This window comes from Clavibacter sp. AC415 (genome assembly GCF_979252985.1).
This window is the reverse complement of sequence record NZ_CEEDAR010000015.1, coordinates 123,558-139,803: the sequence shown is the minus strand read 5'-3', so window position 1 is coordinate 139,803 and position 16,246 is coordinate 123,558. Positions and strand designations below refer to the sequence as shown.

Sequence of the window (16,246 nt, the reverse complement as noted above, 5' to 3'; positions counted from 1 at the left end):
GGCCCGCGCGTCAGTCGAAGCGCGCGCCGGTCGGACGCGGGCCGGACGCGGTCATGATCACGTAGACGATGGGCCCGGCGAGCGGCACGAGGAAGAAGAACGACCACGCACCGCTCCGGTCGATGTCGTGCAGCCGCCGCCACGACACGGCGAGCGACGGGATGAACACGGCCAGCTGCAGGATCGAGTTCACGGCGCTCCACGGATCGACGATGTCGAAGCGGCCGGCGATGTCCATCGGATCGCGCCCGCCCGTGTTGAGGGTGCTCAGCGTGTCCAGGGCGGTCGTGACGACGAAGCCCGTGAGGATCCACCACCAGAACTCGCTGCGGCTCGCGCGCCCGCGGAACGTCGCGTACTTGAGGAAGAAGCGCCGCATCGCCTCGGACCACGGGGCGCCGTAGTGCGGGAGCTCCAGGGGCGGACGGGCTGCGGGCGGCGTCGCGTCGGTCATCCACCCACCGTACCGATGCCGCGTCGCCGACCGGGCGGATGCGCCGGGCGGGCGCGACCGACGCCCGCGCCCGCCGATGGCGGACGCGGGCGTCGGTCGTGCTCGGAGGTCAGCGGTGGCAGTACGACGGGTGGTGCGAGACGTAGTACAGCCGGAACGACTCCCCCGCGGGGCAGATGCGGTGGGACTTCAGCAGCTCGAAGACGCCGGTGAAGAAGATCGCGCCGAGGGCGCACATCGCCGCTCCCTCCTCCCCGCCGATGCGGCAGATCTGCATCGTGGCGGTCGCCGAGGTCACGGCGATGATGACCTTCTGCAGCGCGTAGGAGATGTCGAGCCAGGGTCCGTGGCTGTTCCATCCCATGATGCCCTCGCGCATCGCGACGGCGGCCGCGGGGCGACCGGCGCCCGCGCGCACGGCGGCGCCCACCGACAGGGCGGCCTCGTCCGAACCGGGACCGACGTCCGCCGACGGGGCGTCCGCCGACGGGGCCTGCGACGAGGGCGTCTCCGCGGTCGGCGCGACCGGGGCCGAGACGACGACGGGCGCGTCGTGACGCGGGACGGCCGCTGCGGCCGGGCCCGCCGCGGCGGTCACGCACGTGACGGCCGTGAGCGCCGCCGCGGCGACGAGGGCGAGGCGCCGTCGCGGGCTGCCGCCGGCCGGTCGGCGGAAGAGGGCGCGGGAGGGGGACGGGAGGTGGAGCATGGGGATCCTTCTCACTCGGATGACGATGGAATGAGAATGATTCTCGATAAGCGGGTTACGTGCTCACTCCGTCCCCAGGTGCATGAGCCCACCACGTCTCCCCGGGGGCGGGTCAGGCTCCCATGCCGCCGGGGCCGAGGTCCGCGGCGCCGACCGGCACGGGCTCGCGACGGCGGGGGGCGGGTGCGGCCGAGGAGTCGCGCACGATCAGCTGCGGGTCGAGCTGCACGCGGTGCGACGGCCGCCCCGGGTTCTCGATCCGCTGGACGAGCAGCTGCACGGCGGCCTCGCCGACGCCGGCCCGTGGCGGGCTGACCGCGGTGAGCGCCGGGGTGAACAGCCGCGCGACCTCGTCGTCGTACGCGACGACGGACAGGTCCCCGGGCACCGAGATGCCGCGGTCGAGCGCCAGGTCGACGAAGGCCATCGCCTCGGGATCGGAGTGCACGAGGATCGCGGTGACGCCGTTCTCGAGCGCCGTCTCGAGCGTCGCGTTGACCACCGCCGAGAAGTCCGGGCTCGCGCGGTCCGGGAGCTGCTGCTCGAAGTGCTCCGCGGGGGTGAGGCCGAGCTCCTCGCAGGCGCGCAGCCATCCGGCCGTGATCTTGCGGGACGTCGGGGACGACCGGGACAGGATGAGCCCCACCTTCCGGTGACCGAGCCGGGCGAGATGCCGCGCTGCCAGCACGGCGCCGAGGGCGTGGTCGGTGGTGACGGACTCGACGGGCACGCCCTCCGGCTCGAGGACCGCGTCCCGCTCGACGAGCACCGACGGGACGCCGCAGTCGGCGAGCCAGCGGATCACCGCGGGCCCGTGCTCGGTGTCGGTGTTCGGCGCCACGATGAGGCCCTTCACCCGTTCGTCCCGCAGCAGGCGCTCGAGGACGGGACGCTCGTCCTGCAGCTCGTAGGAGGCGCCGCGCAGGATCACCTCATACCCGAGGTCGCGGCCCGTGGCCTCCATGGCCCGGAGGACGCCCGGCCAGTAGTAGGCCAGGGAGGGGACGAGGACCGCGATGGAGCCGAGCGTCTCGCCCGCCGCGTGCGCGGCCCGCGGCGCGCCCGTGGTCGCGACCGCGACGGCGCCCCCGTGCACGCGCGTGAGCAGGCCCTCCCGCTCCATGTCGGCCAGGTCGCGGCGCAGGGTGACCATGGCCGCCCCGAGGGACTCCCGCAGCTGGGAGATCCGGACCGCGCCCTCCGCGCCCAGCGCGGACAGGATGTGCGCGCGCCGCTCCGCAGCCAGCGGGCGGGGTGCGTTCTGATCGCTCATGTGCGGTCTCCGATCGATGTGTCCATGTCTACCGTCACACGCAGCGACCGCACCCCCGCCGCGTCGATGTCGAGCCGCAGCAGCCGATCTCCCCAGACGGACGTCAGCATGGGGTCGCTGAGCGGCTGGTCCGTGAGCGCGTGCGCGCACCGCGGGTCCCATGCGATGCGGATGCCCCGCGCCGATCCCGGGTGCCGGACGAGCGCCTCCCCGGGGCGGGCGTCGACCTCGCCCGCGAGCAGCAGGCGGAGGGTCGTCGGCGGCTCCTCCCCGGGGCCCTCCCACGGATCGAGGACCCAGCGGTCCTCCACGGCGACCCGCCCGGGGGAGCGCTCCAGCGCGACGCGGCGGCGCCACGAGACGAGGCCCGCTCCCGGGTAGGCGGCAGCGAGCTCTGCCTCGAAGGCGCTCGACGCGTCCTCCAGCACGACCGACACGTCCGTCGCGGTCGCGCGACGGCCGGTGGCCTGCGGCGTGCCGCGCACCGACGGGACGTTGTGCCAGTCGCTCTGCATGGTCCAGATGCGCGAGCGGCCGGGGCCGAACGTCGCCGCCGTGTAGGTGGGGCGCCCCGCGTCGACGACGAGGGGGATCCCGTCGCAGGCGACCATGAACGACCCGACGTCGTCGTGGTTGTGGTGCTCGCCGTTGTGGCCGCCCTTGACGACGACGGCGAGCCCGGCGGCGCTGCCCGCGGCGACGCGGGCGAGCATGACCTGCACCGACGGGAGCCACACCTGCCGGGGGAGCGGCGGATCCGTCGGCGCGGCGTCGATCCAGGCGGCGTCGGTGGCGCCGCGCAGCAGCCGGCCGAGGCCCTCGCGCTCCGTCGCGGCGGGGACGCCGGGCCCGCGGTGCGCGGCGGCGTGCGCGGCCGCCGCGTCGTCGCCCACGCGCCGCGCCGCCCGGTGCACGGCGTGCCACGGCTGCTCCGCGTCCTGCCGTGCGCTGCTGTCGGCGTGGTCGACGTACCAGTCGCCGCCGAGGTGGGAGCGGTGCGGGAACGCCACGGTGGCGCGCAGCGCGGCGACGGACGCCGCATCCCAGGCGCCGTCCGTGGCATGCGCGAGCACGTCGAGCGCCTCCAGCGCACGGCAGGCACCGTTCCACCAGTACGCGTAGCCCTCGTCCACGGCGCCGTCCTCGGGCAGCGCCCGCACGTACCGGTCGAGGCACGCGACGGCGCGCGTCACGACGTCGGCCCGGTGGTCCTCCCCGCCCGCGTCGTCGAGGAGGCGGAGCGCCGCGACCAGCACGTTGCCGGCGATCCAGGGGTTCCAGTTGTGCACGTCGCCGTCGAGCCCGATCCAGTGCCAGTCGTCGCGGCGCGCGAAGGGATCGAGCACGCGGTGGCGCGCCTCGCGTCGGATGCGGGCGCGCACGCCGGGGTAGCGGTCGTCGAGCGGTCCACCGAGCACGTGGTCGATCCAGGCGAGCTGGGCGACGACCTCGCCGGCGCCCAGGTCGACGAAGGGGTCGCGGGCGTCGGCGAGCACGGACCCGTCGCGGCTCCGGTCGTCCTCGTGGGCGGGCCAGCACCAGGAGCTCTGCTCGCAGAGCATCCAGACGCCGTCGACGACCTCGTCGAGCCAGGCGTCGTCGAGCGTGGTCGCGGCGAGGAGCACGGCGCGGCTCAGCCGCCGCTGCCGCGCGTACGCGGCCTGCTCCCACGTGTCGCGGTCGCCGTCGCCGTGCACCCGGGCGGCCTGGCTCGCGAGCGGCTGCGGCCACGGCGTCCCGCGATCGGCCTCGGCGCGACGCGTGACGGCGGCGAGCGTCGGGCCGTCGACGCGCGACCAGGCGTCGCGGTCGGCGGCCGGGGGACGGGGAGCGCGCGGTCGGCGGGGGCGAGGAGCCCGCGCGCCGAGAGGGGGCCGGAGGGGGAGAAGGCGTCGGCGAGCGGACCCCGGAACCCGTCGATCCCATCCGGCGCATGTTCCGCTGTCGTCACCATGAAAGCGATCGTAACCGATCATGGAGCGCCAAGAATGGCTTGCTCAGATCGTTTGGGCTGTGTACTCTCCTGAATTGTTCGATCGCGGAGTCGCGTCGGGCAGTCGATTCGAAGGAGAACGAGGTGCCCGAGGTGACCGCGCACGCCGAGTGGAGCCGCGACCAGTGGGTCGGGTTCGCCGACGGCCTCCTCGAGCAGGCCCTCGTGCACGCGAGCGTCGGCGGCGGCCGGATCCTCCTCCCCGGCGCGGAGGGCGGCTACGGCCGCGCGGTCGACGGGCTCGAGGGCTTCGCCCGCACCTTCCTCCTCGCGGGGTTCCGCATCGCCGGCGCCCGGGGCGTCGGCGTCGACCACCTCATCGACGCGTACTCGCGCGGCATCGCGACCGGCGTCGACCCGGACGCCCCGACCGGTGGGTGCGGATGGAGGAGCATGCGCAGGCCAAGGTCGAGGCCGCGTCCCTCGCCCTGGTCCTCGACATGACGCGCCCCTGGATCTGGGACCGGCTCGACTCCCTCACCCGCGCCCGCCTCATCGCGTACCTCGAGCCGGCCGTCGGCGACGACACCTACCCGCGGACGAACTGGGTCTGGTTCCGCATCGTCGTCGAGACGTTCCTCCGGTCGGTCGGCGGCCGGTGGTCGGCCGACGACGTCGCCGCGGACCTCGCCCTCCACGACTCCCTCGTCCGCGAGGACGGCTGGCTCGCCGACGGGCCCGGGCGCGCGTACGACCACTACGTGGGCTGGGCGCTGCACCTGTTCCCCGTGCTCTGGTCGCGCATGCAGGGCGCCGACGAGCTCGCGGGAGGACGCACGGCCGCCGACGTCGCCCGCCTCGACCGCTACCTCGCGGATGCGCTGGCGCTCGTGGGCGCCGACGGCTCCCCGCTCCTCCAGGGCCGCAGCCTCATCTACCGCTTCGCGGCGGCGGCGCCGTTCTGGGCCGGCGTCATCGCCGAGGTCCCGTCGCACGCACCCGGCCTCCTGCGGCACGCCGCGAACGCCGTGGTCGCCCACTTCGCCGACCGCGGCGCCCCCGGCGACGACGGCCTGCTCTCGACCGGCTGGCACCACCCGTGGGGCGCGCTCGCGCAGTCGTACTCGGGACCCGGGTCGCCGTACTGGGCGGTCAAGGGCCTCCTCGGCATCGCCCTCCCGGCCGACCATCCGGTGTGGGCGGCGCCGTCGGAGCCGCTGCCCGTCGAGCGCGGCGACCAGCTCCGGGCGATCGCGGCCCCCGGGTGGATCGTGTCGGGCACGCACGACGACGGCATCGTCCGCGTCGTGAACCACGGCACCGACAAGGCCGAGGCCGGCGCGGTCGCCGTCGACTCGCCGCTCTACGCGCGCATCGGCTACTCCACCGCCACCTCCCCGCTCCTCGACGCGCGCGGCTGGGCGGAGCCGCTCGAGCAGGGCGTCGCCCTCGTCGACGCCGACGGCGCGGCCACCTCGCGCACGGGCATGGACCCCGCGGGCGCCGGGATCGAGGCCGACGGCCGGGTGGGCGTGGCCGGATCCCGCTGGGACGCGCACTGGATCGAGGCGGCGCCCACCGCCCACCGCCACGGCGAGGGGCTCGCGGGCGCGGCCCGCGCGGCCGGCCGGCTGGTCGTCCACTCGCTCGTCCGCGGGGCGGGGGAGGTCCGCGTCGCGGTCGTCGAGTCCCTGGCCGACGGCGTCCTCCCGGACGCCGTGCGCCTCCGCATCGGCGGATGGCCGGTCGCGGGTGACGACGTGCGCACCCGCGTGGGGGCCGGCGCCGCGTCGGCCTCCGCGGCCGGGCGGACGAGCGGCCTCGAGCTCCTCTCGGACGGCGCGGCGCACGCCGAGGTGATCGCCCGGGACGGGTCCTCGCCCCTCGGCCCCCGGGTCGGCGTCCCCGTGCTGACCCTCCCCGTCGTCGTCGGCGAGCCCGTCGTCGCGTACGCGACGCTCACCGGCGAGGTGCGGGGCGGCGCGGCCGGCGGCGCCCGGGCCGCAGGCGAGCCCGCGGGCTCCTGCGCCGTCGTGACCGCCCGCGAGGGCGACGACCTGCGCGTGACCGTGACCTGGCCCGACGGCCTCGTCACCGACCACCGCCTCACAGACTCCGGACGCGCCGCACGGCCGGCCCGGTACCCGCGGAACCCCGGTGAGCACCGGGGCGCAGATGCAAAGGAGCACCACGCATGAAGAAGAGATCCACCGCAGCGGGGATCGTCCTCGTCGCCGCACTGTCCCTCTCGGCCTGCTCGGGATCCGGCAGCGAGGAGGCGACGCCCGCCGACGGGCCCGTCACCCTCACCCTCTCCGGCTGGAGCCTCAGCACCACGCCCGAGTTCCAGGCCCTCGCCGACGCCTACCACGAGAAGGACCCCGACGTCACGGTCGAGGTCAAGGAGTACGACGCGACCAACTACGACACCCTGATGACCGCCGACCTCGCGGCCGGCAGCGGGCCCGACCTCATCACGCAGAAGAACGTGAAGAACGTGGTGACCTACCAGGCGGGCGGCCAGCTCCTCGACGTCTCCGACGTCGAGCTGCCGGACGGCATCGGCGGGAAGGACGCCTACGAGGTCGACGGCACGCAGTGGGCGGTCCCGTACCGCCAGGACGCGTGGGTCCTCTTCTACAACAAGGCGCTCTTCGACCAGGCGGGCGTCGGCTACCCCGACGGCTCGTGGACCTGGGACGACTACGCCGAGCAGGCGAAGGCCCTCAAGGACGGCCTGACCGCGGCCGGCAGCTCCGCCGCGGGCACCTACGAGCACAGCTGGCAGTCCACCGTGCAGGGCTTCGCGAACGCGCAGGCCCCGAAGGCGGACGTGCTGTCGGGCGACTACTCCTACCTCGAGCCCTACTACGAGCGGGCCCTGGAGCTCCAGGACGAGGGCGCGCAGGTCGACTACAACACGGTCGTCGCGAACAAGCTGACCTACCAGGCGGAGTTCGGCAAGCAGAACGCCGCGATGATGCCCATGGGCACCTGGTTCGTCGCCTCGCTCATCGCGCAGCAGGCCTCGGGCGACTCGGACGACTTCGAGTGGGGCATCGCGCCCATCCCGCAGGACGACTCCTCCACGACCGGATCCGGCGACACCCCGGTGACGTTCGGCGACCCGACCGGCTTCGGCGTCAACGCCGCCATCGACTCCTCCAAGCAGGAGGCCGCGAAGGGCTTCCTCGCCTTCGCCGCCAGCGAGGAGGGCGCGCAGGTCATGGCCGGCATCGGCGTGACGCCCGCCCTCACGAGCAGCGCCGTGACGGACGCGTACTTCGGCGTCGAGGGCGCGCCCGCCGACGAGCTGTCGAAGACCGCCTGGTCGGAGCACGACACGAAGGCGGAGAACCCCACCTCCGCCGAGACCGCCGCCGTGCAGAACATCCTGCTCGACCTGCACACGGCCGTCATGTCCGGCTCCACGAGCATCGACGACGCGATCTCCACGGCCGAGGGCCGCGTGGAGAACGAGGTCGGCACCAACTGATCCCGCGCGGTGGCCGGCCCTCGGGCCGGCCACCGCCCATGACCCTGGAGGTCCCATGACGACCCTCGCCGCCGCCGACGCCGGCACGACGACACGACCGCCGAGACGGCGCCGCTCCGCGTACAGGATGAGGAACACGCTCATCGGCTGGACCTTTATCCTGCCCAACTTCCTCGGCTTCGCGGCGCTCACGCTCGTGCCGGTGATCACCCTCTTCTACATGTCGTTGACGAACTGGAACGTGTTCGGCCAGGCGAAGTGGATCGGCCTCGCCAACTTCGAGCGGCTCCTCGGCGACGGCAGCTTCCGCATCGCGCTGCTGAACACGCTCTACTACGCGGCGCTCCACATCCCGCTCACGCTGGTGGTGTCGCTCGGGCTCGCGCTCCTGCTCAACAACAAGCTGCGCGGCGTCGCCTTCTTCCGCACGGCCGCCTTCTTCCCGTACATCACCTCGATCGTGGCCATCGCGGTGGTCTGGAACCTGCTCTTCAGCCCCGAGTACGGCCCCATCAACCAGATGCTCGGCGCGATCGGCATCTCCGACCCGCCCGGCTGGCTCACCTCGTCCGAGTGGGCGATGCCGTCCGTCGTCATCATCAGCACCTGGCGGGACATGGGGTACTACATGATCCTGTTCCTCGCAGGCCTGCAGACGGTGCCGCGGGAGCTCCACGAGGCCGCCCGCGTCGACGGCGCGAGCGTCTGGCAGCGCTTCGTCAACGTCACCATCCCGTGCCTGCGGCCGACGACCTTCTTCGTCACCGTGATGCTCACGATCAACTCGTTCAAGATCTTCGACCTGATCCTCGTGATGACCCAGGGCGGGCCCTGGGCAGGCGACCCTCGTGCTGTCCCAGTTCATCTACCAGAAGGGCTTCCAGGAGAACCAGTTCGGGTACGCCTCGGCCGTCTCGGTCGTGCTGTTCCTGCTCTGCATCTCCGTGACGCTCGCGCAGTTCTTCCTGAACAAGAGGAGCGAATCCCGATGACCGGAATCCTGGCCCCCGAGGGCGCGCCGGCGCCCGCGCTCGTGCGCGTCGACGAGCCCCTGCCCCCGCGACGGACGCCCGCCGGGCGCTCCCGCCCCCGCGCCGTCGGGCGCGCCCTCGGCTACGTCGTCATGGGCATCGCCGCGGCCGCCCTGCTGCTGCCCTTCTTCTGGATGATCATGAGCTCGCTGAAGACGCCGAACGAGGTCTTCTCCGTGCCCGTGAAGTGGTTCCCGGAGACCTGGGTCTGGTCGAACTACGTCGACATCTGGGCGCAGTCGGGGATGATGACGTGGATCCGCAACACCATGCTGCTGGCGGTCGTCGTCACGTTCCTCCAGGTGCTGACCGGCTCCTTCGCCGCCTACGGCTTCTCCCGCATCCGGTTCCCCGGCCGGGACGTGCTGTTCCTCGTCTACATCGGGACCATCGCGGTGCCGTGGCAGTCGTACATGATCCCGCAGTTCATCCTGCTGTCGAACGCGAAGGTGTCGAACACCCTCTGGGCGATCATCCTCATCCAGGCGTTCGGTGCCTTCGGCGTGTTCCTGATGAAGCAGTTCTACGAGACCATCCCCGAGGAGCTGTCGGAGGCGGCCCGTCTCGACGGGCTGAGCGAGTACGGGATCTGGGCGCGCATCATGGTGCCGCTGTCGATCCCCGCCATCGCGAGCCTCACGCTGCTCACGTTCGTCGGCACGTGGAACGACTACCTCGGGCCGCTGATCTACCTCCGCGACCCCAGCCTCTGGACCATCCAGCTGGGCCTCCAGAGCTTCGTCACCAGCCTCTACGACGCGAACTACGCGCTCCTGTTCGCGGGGCTCGTCATCTCCGTCGTGCCCATCGCCGTCGTGTTCCTGCTCGGGCAGAAGTACTTCGTCGAGGGCATCGCCACCAGCGGATTGAAGGGCTGAGATGCGCCGGATCCCGCACGGCCTCTACGCCTCGCTGTTCGGCGTCGTCCACCTCATCCTCACGACGAACGTGCTGCTGGTCGTCGGCTGCCTCCCGCTCGTGGCGATCCTCATCACGACCGACCCCGTCGGCTCGTGGCCGCTGATCGCCGTCGCGCTCCCGCTGTGCGCGCCGGCGGTGCGCGGGGCCTTCGCGGTCTTCGCCGAGCAGCGCCGCGGCGGATCCGCGATCCTCCGCACCTTCTGGCGTGCCTGGCGCTCCGGCTGGGGCCGCACCACGGCCGCCGCGGCGGTCGCGACCGCCGTCGTGGCCGTGGCGCTCGCCGACCTGCGCTTCCTCGCGCCGACGCAGATCGGGGTCGTCGTGATCCCGCTGCTGGCCGTCGTCGTGCTCCTGGTCGCCGGCACGCTGCCGGTGGTGCTCGTCGCGCTCGTCGACGCGCCCGGGACCCGCCTGGCGGCGGCGTGCCGGACGGCCGCGTACCTCGCGGTGCGGCGGTGGCACCTGACCCTGGCGTCCCTCGTCGTGCTCGTCGTCCAGGCCGGCCTCTTCACGCTGTCCCCGGCGCTCGCCCTGGGGGTCTCCGCCGCCCCGGCGCTGTACCTCGTCTGGTCGAACGCCCGCTACACCCTCCTGCCCGCACTCCCCGCCGACCAGCCGGTCGCCGCATGAACCCCGACGAAGGGCTCCCCGTCATGACATCCACCCGCCCGCCCTCCGGCACGACGACGAGCGTCGACCGCGCCCTCGGCGACGCCGTCGAGGTCGTCCGCCGCGGCATCCGCGCCTTCGGCGCCGCCTACCCGGACGACACCACGGTCGACGGCCGCTACCCGCTCCGTCCCGCGGTGCCCGGCTTCGCCGAGGGGGCGAACCGGGGCTGGACCACGAGCTTCTGGCCGGGCATGCAGTGGATCGCGTGGGAGCTCACGGGCGACGACGCCTTCCGCGCGGCCGCCCTCGGCCACCTCGACGACTTCGCCCGGCGCCTGGAGGCGGGCGACGACCTCGACACGCACGACCTCGGGTTCCTCTACACGCTCTCGGCGGTCGCCCCCGCCCGCCTCCTCGGCGACGAGCGGGCGCGCACCACCGCGCTGCGGGCCGCGGACGTCCTGATGACGCGGTTCCTCGACACGGCCGGCATCCTCCAGGCGTGGGGCGACCTGCGGGATCCCCGGCAGCGCGGCCGCACCATCATCGACTCGCTGATGAACATGCCCCTGCTGACCTGGGCGGCCGAGCAGACCGGCGACGAGCGGAAGTCCGCCGCCGTCGCCCGCCACGTGGAGCAGCTGCGCCGGCACATCGTGCGTCCGGACGCGTCGACGTTCCACACCTTCTACTGGGACGCCGAGATCGGCACGCCGCTCCGGGGCGCCACCGAGCAGGGCGCCTTCGACGACTCGTGCTGGGCGCGGGGCCAGGCGTGGGGCGTCTACGGCTTCTCCCTGAGCTACCGCGTGTCCGCCGATCCCGCCCAGCTGGAGGCGGCGCGCGCCTGCGCCGGGTACTTCCTGTCGCACCTGCCCGACGACCTCGTGCCGTACTGGGACCTCGTCTACACGGACGGCGCCGACGCACCCCGCGACAGCTCCGCGGGCGCGATCGCGGTCTGCGGGCTGCTCGAGCTCGCGGCCGTCGAGACCGACGAGGAGCGGGCCGCGCACTGGCGGGACAGCGCGCTCGCGCTGCTGGACGCGCTCATCGCGCGGTGCACCCCGGCGACGCCGGACGCGGCCGACACCGTGCTCCTCCACGGCGTCTACGACCTGCCGAAGGGGGTCGGCGTCGACGAGGGCACCCTCTGGGGCGACTACTTCTTCCTCGAGGCGCTCGCCCGCGCCTCCCGTCCGGGATGGCGGCCCTACTGGTGAGGCTCCTCCGGCACTCCTCGCCCGACGGCGACCGCACCGCGGTCGTCGTCCCCCGGCCCGACGGCGACCGCGCGCTCGACCTCGGCGCCGTCCCCGTCGCCCGGGTCCTCGCCGACGACGCGCTCCTCGCGGACGCCCGACGCCGCCTCGCCGCGGCCGAGGACGGCTCCGGCCAGGACGCCGCGGCGCTGCCCCGGGTCGCGGACCTCCGCCTGCTGCCCCGGTGACGCCCGGCAAGATCCTCTGCATCGGGTACGATCCGCGGCCACGTGCCGCCGGGGAGATCCGGAGCGGCCCGTCCCCGAGGTCCCGGACGTCTTCGTCAAGACCCCGAACACGCTGGCCGCTCCCGGCGACCCGGTCACGATCCCCGCGGGTGCGGACGACGCGGACTACGAGGGGGAGATCGCCCTCGTCATCGGCCGCGGCGGCCGCGACATCCCGCTCGCGGACGCCGCCGCCCACATCGGCGGGTACACGCTCATGGACGACGTGTCCGAGCGCACCTGGCAGGGCCGGTCGAGCCAGTGGACCCTCGGCAAGTGCGCCGACGGCTTCGCGCCGCTCGGACCGTGGCTCGTCACGCCGGACGACGTGCCCGACCCGCACGACCTCCGCCTCGAGGTCGTGCGCGACGGCCGCGTGACCGTCTCGCAGGGCACGGCCGACCTCGTCTTCCCCATGTCCGCGCTCGTGCACCACCTCAGCCAGGGCATGACCCTCGAGCCCGGCGACGTGATCTCCACCGGCAGCCCCCAGAAGCTGCCCGACGCGCTCGCCGCCCACCGCCCCCTCGCCGATGGGGACGCCGTCACCGTGCGCGTCGAGGGCATCGGATCCCTGACCACCGCCTTCCGGAAGGACCCCCGATGATCCTCGACCGCTTCCGACTCGACGGCCGCGTGGCCGCCGTCACCGGCACCAGCCGCGGCATCGGCCGCGGTGCCGCGCTCGCCCTCGCCGAGGCGGGCGCGGACATCGCCCTCATCGACCGCGGCGACGCCACCGAGACCGCCGAGCTCGTGCGGGCGCTCGGCCGTCGGGCCCACCCCATCCGCCGTGACCTGGCCACGGCCACGCCGGAGGAGCTCCGCTCGGCCGTCGACGAGGTCGTCACGGAGCTCGGGCGGATCGACGTGCTGGTGAACAACGCCGGGACCATCCGCCGCGCCCCCGCGGCCGAGCACACCGCGGCCGACTGGGACGAGGTGCTTCGGGTGAACCTCGACAGCGTCTTCCACCTCACGCAGGCGGCCGGGCGGATCATGCTCGCCCAGGGATCCGGCCGCATCATCACCGTCGCCTCGATGCTGTCGTTCCAGGGCGGCATCACCGTGCCCGGCTACACGGCCTCCAAGCACGCCGTCGCCGGGCTCACCAAGGCGTTCGCCAACGAGTGGGCGTCGTCCGGCGTGACGGTCAACGCGATCGCGCCCGGCTACCTCGCGACGGACAACACGGCCGCGCTGCGCGCCGACGTCGAGCGGGAGGCGTCCATCGTCGCCCGCATCCCCGCCGGCCGCTGGGGCGAGCCCGCGGACCTCCAGGGCGCCTTCGTCTTCCTCGCCTCCGACGCGTCGGCCTACGTCACGGGGACCGTCCTCCCCGTCGACGGCGGCTGGCTCGTCCGCTGAGCCCGACCCCGAGCCCGACCCTGCCCGACCACCGACCCCGACCCCGAACGCCCGACAGGAGCACCGACATGGAACAGCGCTACGCCAAGGACCCCACGCAGGTCCCCGGCATGACCACGGCCGACCTCCGGGAGGCCTTCCTCGTCCCCGACGTCTTCGTCGAGGGCGAGATCCGCCTCGTGTACACGCACCACGACCGCATCGTCCTCGGCGGCGCCGTGCCCGCGGGCGGCCGCCTCGAGCTGACGGGCTACCCGGAGATCCGGAGCGCGACCTTCCTCGAGCACCGCGAGCTCGGCATCGTCAACGTGGGCGGCACCGGCACGGTGACCGCGGACGGCGAGACGCACACGCTCGTCGCGGGCGCCTGCCTCTACCTCGGCCGGGGCGTCGAGGACATCGCGTTCGCGGACGCGGCCGCGGACGGCGACGCGGACGCCGAGGGCGCCCGGTTCTACCTCTTCTCCGCGCCCGCGCACACCGCGTACCCCACGGTGCTCGTCTCGCCCGGCGAGGGCACCGTCCGCGAGCTGGGCGAGCAGGCCACCAGCAACCGGCGGACCCTCAACCAGTACATCCACGAGGACGGGGTGCGCAGCTGCCAGATCGTCATGGGCGTCACCACCCTGCACGAGGGCTCGATGTGGAACACCATGCCGGCGCACACGCACGACCGACGCACCGAGTGCTACCTCTACTTCGACCTGCCGGAGGACGCGCGCGTGATCCACCTCCTCGGCGAGCGCCAGGAGACGCGGCACCTGGTCGTCGGCGACCGTCAGGCGGTCATCTCGCCGAGCTGGTCGCTGCACTCCGGCGTCGGCACCGCCGCGTACTCGTTCGTGTGGGCGATGGCCGGCGAGAACCAGGCCTTCGACGACATGGACCCGGCCCCGGTCGCCGACCTGGCATGACCGCGGCGGGGGCGCTCCTCGCCATGGGCGAGACGATGGCCGTGCTGTACCCGGCTGCGGGGAGCGCGACGGACGCCGCCGCGTTCCACGTGGACGCGGGCGGCGCCGAGTCGAACGTGCTCGCGCACGCGGCGGCCCTCGGGGTGCCGGCGCGCTGGCACAGCCGGCTGGGGGACGACGCGCTCGGCGCGCGGGTCCTCCGCCAGCTCGCCGCGCGGGGGATCGACGTGTCGAGCGTGGTCGTCGACCCGCGGCACCCGACCGGGCTCTACGTGAAGGACCCGGGGCGCGGCGTCGTCTACCACCGCCGGGGCTCCGCGGCGTCCGCCTCGACGAGGCCGACGCCGACGCGGCGCCCTTCGACGGGGTGGCGCACCTGCACCTGACCGGGATCACCGCCGCGCTCTCCCCGGAGGCCGCCCGCTTCCTGCGCCGGTCCGTCGCCCGGGCGCGCGATCAGGGGGATCCCCGTGAGCCTCGACGTCAACCACCGGCCGGCGCTCTGGAGCGCGGGCGAGGCCGTCCCCGTGCTCGCCGACGTCGCGCGCCTCGCGGATGTGGTGCTCGTCGGCCGCGACGAGGCCGAGGGTGCGGTGGGGCACGCGCACCGCGGAGGACGCGCGGGCCGCGTTCCCCGACGTCGCCGAGCTCGTCGTCAAGGACGCCGAGATCGGCTGCACCGCGTTCGCGGGCACCCGCACGGCCTTCGAGGCGTCGCACGAGGTGGTCGTGCGGGACGCCGTGGGCGCCGGCGACGCCTTCGCGGGCGGCTACCTGGTGGCCCGCATGCAGGGCGCCGACCTCGCCGTCCGCCTGCGGCGCGGGCACGACCGCGCCGCGCTCACCCTCGCCCACGCGGGCGACTCCGTCGACGAGAGGACACCGGCACCATGACCGGATCACCCACCCGCACCGTTCCCGACCCGGAGGCCGCGTCGCCGTTCGACGCCGTGTTCGCGGGGGCGCCGCTCATGGCCATCCTCCGCGGGATGGGCGTGGAGCGCTCGATCGCCCTCGCCACGACCGCCTGGGACCTCGGCATCGACTCCGTCGAGGTGCCGCTGCAGACGCCGGAGGACGAGGTCGCGCTCCGCGAGGTCGCCCGCCTCGGCGCCGCCCGCGGCAAGACCGTCGGGGCGGGCACGATCCTGCGCGTCGACCAGGTCGCGCGCGCCCGGGCCGCCGGTGCGGGCTACCTCGTGTCGCCCGGTCTGGATCCGCGCGTCGTGGCCGCCGCCGCCGACGAGGGCCTGCCGTTCCTGCCGGGCGTCGCGACGCCCTCCGAGGTGCAGCTCGGCGTCTCGCTGGGGCTCACGTGGATGAAGGCGTTCCCCGCCACCTGGCTCGGATCCGCCTGGTTCCGCCACATGCGCGGCCCCTTCCCCGGGGTCCGCTTCGTCGCCACCGGCGGGCTCGACGCGCGGAACCTCCCCGAGTACCTCGACGCGGGCGTCCGCGTCGCCGCGGTCGGCTCGGCCCTCGAGGACCCGGCCCAGCTCGACCTGATGGGGGAGCTGCTGGCGCGGACCCGGGCGGGCTGAGGCGCCGGGTCCAGGCCGGGGTGAGGCGCCGGCGCTAGGCCGGGCAGGCGCGCGCAGTACAGGCCGGGCTGACGAGCCGGCGCTAGGCCGGGCAGGCGCGGAGGGCCCGGTCCGCCGCGTCGCGCTCGGCGGCGTCGATGCCGAGGTCGTACGCCGCGAGCACGGCGACGAACCGCTCCACGTGCGCGCACGCCCGGGCGGGGTCGGCGGGCAGCCACTCCGCGGGGCCGGAGTCGCTCTTCGCCTGGTTCGTCGCCTCGGTGGCGGCCAGGAGGTTGAGCGGGTCGTTGGCGAACCGCAGGCGCTGGTCGTCCGACCACGACTCCGCGCCGTGCCGCCAGGCCCAGGCCAGCGCGACGACGTGGTCGATCTGCACGAGGCGCGAGGACTCCGGCCCGAGACGAACCCGACGAGGGTGCCGTCGTACGGGTCCACCAGCTGCCCGCCCGTGACCTTGCAGCCGCCCGTGCCCGGCCGGAGCACCGGATCGGCGAGGTCGCGCCCG

General features: G+C 74.2%; 16 protein-coding genes and 1 pseudogene. 12 read left to right on the top strand and 5 right to left on the bottom strand.

The features are described 5' to 3' along the window. Positions 1-10: 10 nt before the first annotated feature. From ACZ411_RS07035 to ACZ411_RS07020, 4 genes are all read right to left on the bottom strand, one after another. On the bottom strand, positions 11-454 hold the full coding sequence (locus ACZ411_RS07035) for a DUF805 domain-containing protein (RefSeq protein ID WP_104291143.1): 444 nt from the start codon (positions 452-454) through the stop codon (positions 11-13). 109 nt (positions 455-563) lie between these two features. After that, entirely contained in the window at positions 564-1,163 is a 600-nt protein-coding gene (locus tag ACZ411_RS07030; RefSeq protein ID WP_464169502.1) for a hypothetical protein, read from the bottom strand. A 112-nt stretch (positions 1,164-1,275) separates the two neighbouring features. Beyond that, a complete protein-coding gene (locus ACZ411_RS07025) occupies positions 1,276-2,436 on the bottom strand; it encodes a substrate-binding domain-containing protein (RefSeq protein WP_104344934.1) in 1,161 nt (386 codons plus the stop codon). Next, positions 2,433-4,133: a heparinase II/III domain-containing protein gene (locus ACZ411_RS07020; protein WP_464169499.1), complete on the bottom strand. Its 1,701-nt coding sequence runs from the start codon at positions 4,131-4,133 to the stop codon at positions 2,433-2,435. Before ACZ411_RS07020 ends, ACZ411_RS07025 begins: the two co-directional genes overlap by 4 nt. Positions 4,134-4,369: 236 nt before the next feature. Here ACZ411_RS07020 and ACZ411_RS07015 point away from each other — a divergent pair. The 12 genes and pseudogenes from ACZ411_RS07015 to ACZ411_RS06960 all read left to right on the top strand — a co-directional run bounded on the left by ACZ411_RS07015 (position 4,370) and on the right by ACZ411_RS06960 (position 15,741). Next, positions 4,370-6,567: pseudogene (locus ACZ411_RS07015) on the top strand (DUF2264 domain-containing protein). Then, complete coding sequence (locus tag ACZ411_RS07010) at positions 6,564-7,865, top strand: ABC transporter substrate-binding protein (protein ID WP_094114872.1); 1,302 nt, start codon at positions 6,564-6,566, stop codon at positions 7,863-7,865. The pseudogene ACZ411_RS07015 and the gene ACZ411_RS07010 overlap by 4 nt, the downstream one beginning before the upstream one ends. A 55-nt stretch (positions 7,866-7,920) precedes the next feature. Beyond that, the gene (locus tag ACZ411_RS07005; protein ID WP_464169496.1) at positions 7,921-9,774 is read left to right on the top strand and encodes an ABC transporter permease; all 1,854 of its coding nucleotides are present in this window, start codon (positions 7,921-7,923) and stop codon (positions 9,772-9,774) included. A 1-nt stretch (position 9,775) separates the two neighbouring features. After that, positions 9,776-10,447, top strand: a complete 672-nt coding sequence (locus ACZ411_RS07000) for a YesL family protein (protein ID WP_104344937.1) — start codon at positions 9,776-9,778, stop codon at positions 10,445-10,447. A 23-nt stretch (positions 10,448-10,470) separates the two neighbouring features. Continuing rightward, the gene (locus tag ACZ411_RS06995) at positions 10,471-11,652 is read left to right on the top strand and encodes a glycoside hydrolase family 88 protein (RefSeq protein WP_464169493.1); all 1,182 of its coding nucleotides are present in this window, start codon (positions 10,471-10,473) and stop codon (positions 11,650-11,652) included. Then, entirely contained in the window at positions 11,649-11,879 is a 231-nt protein-coding gene (locus tag ACZ411_RS06990) for a hypothetical protein (protein ID WP_464169491.1), read from the top strand. The genes ACZ411_RS06995 and ACZ411_RS06990 overlap by 4 nt, the downstream gene beginning before the upstream one ends. 16 nt (positions 11,880-11,895) lie before the next feature. Next, positions 11,896-12,525 carry a fumarylacetoacetate hydrolase family protein gene (locus ACZ411_RS06985; protein WP_464169620.1) on the top strand — a complete coding sequence of 210 codons (630 nt, stop codon included), beginning with the start codon at positions 11,896-11,898 and terminating at the stop codon, positions 12,523-12,525. Next, on the top strand, positions 12,522-13,286 hold the full coding sequence (gene kduD / locus ACZ411_RS06980; protein ID WP_464169489.1) for a 2-dehydro-3-deoxy-D-gluconate 5-dehydrogenase KduD: 765 nt from the start codon (positions 12,522-12,524) through the stop codon (positions 13,284-13,286). The genes ACZ411_RS06985 and kduD overlap by 4 nt, the downstream gene beginning before the upstream one ends. Positions 13,287-13,354: 68 nt before the next feature. Further along, positions 13,355-14,200 (top strand): 5-dehydro-4-deoxy-D-glucuronate isomerase, encoded by an 846-nt coding sequence (kduI, locus tag ACZ411_RS06975; protein ID WP_094114879.1) that lies wholly within the window; start codon positions 13,355-13,357, stop codon positions 14,198-14,200. Continuing rightward, on the top strand, positions 14,197-14,586 hold the full coding sequence (locus tag ACZ411_RS06970) for a PfkB family carbohydrate kinase (RefSeq protein WP_464169487.1): 390 nt from the start codon (positions 14,197-14,199) through the stop codon (positions 14,584-14,586). Before kduI ends, ACZ411_RS06970 begins: the two co-directional genes overlap by 4 nt. Positions 14,587-14,788: 202 nt before the next feature. Further along, complete coding sequence (locus ACZ411_RS06965) at positions 14,789-15,094, top strand: PfkB family carbohydrate kinase (RefSeq protein WP_464169485.1); 306 nt, start codon at positions 14,789-14,791, stop codon at positions 15,092-15,094. Further along, positions 15,091-15,741 (top strand): bifunctional 4-hydroxy-2-oxoglutarate aldolase/2-dehydro-3-deoxy-phosphogluconate aldolase, encoded by a 651-nt coding sequence (locus tag ACZ411_RS06960; protein WP_104291132.1) that lies wholly within the window; start codon positions 15,091-15,093, stop codon positions 15,739-15,741. Before ACZ411_RS06965 ends, ACZ411_RS06960 begins: the two co-directional genes overlap by 4 nt. A gap of 82 nt (positions 15,742-15,823) precedes the next feature. Here the strand turns inward: ACZ411_RS06960 and ACZ411_RS06955 are convergent, their stop codons facing one another. Next, a complete protein-coding gene (locus ACZ411_RS06955) occupies positions 15,824-16,117 on the bottom strand; it encodes an HNH endonuclease family protein (protein ID WP_464169483.1) in 294 nt (97 codons plus the stop codon). Between the last annotated feature and the right edge of the window lie 129 nt (positions 16,118-16,246).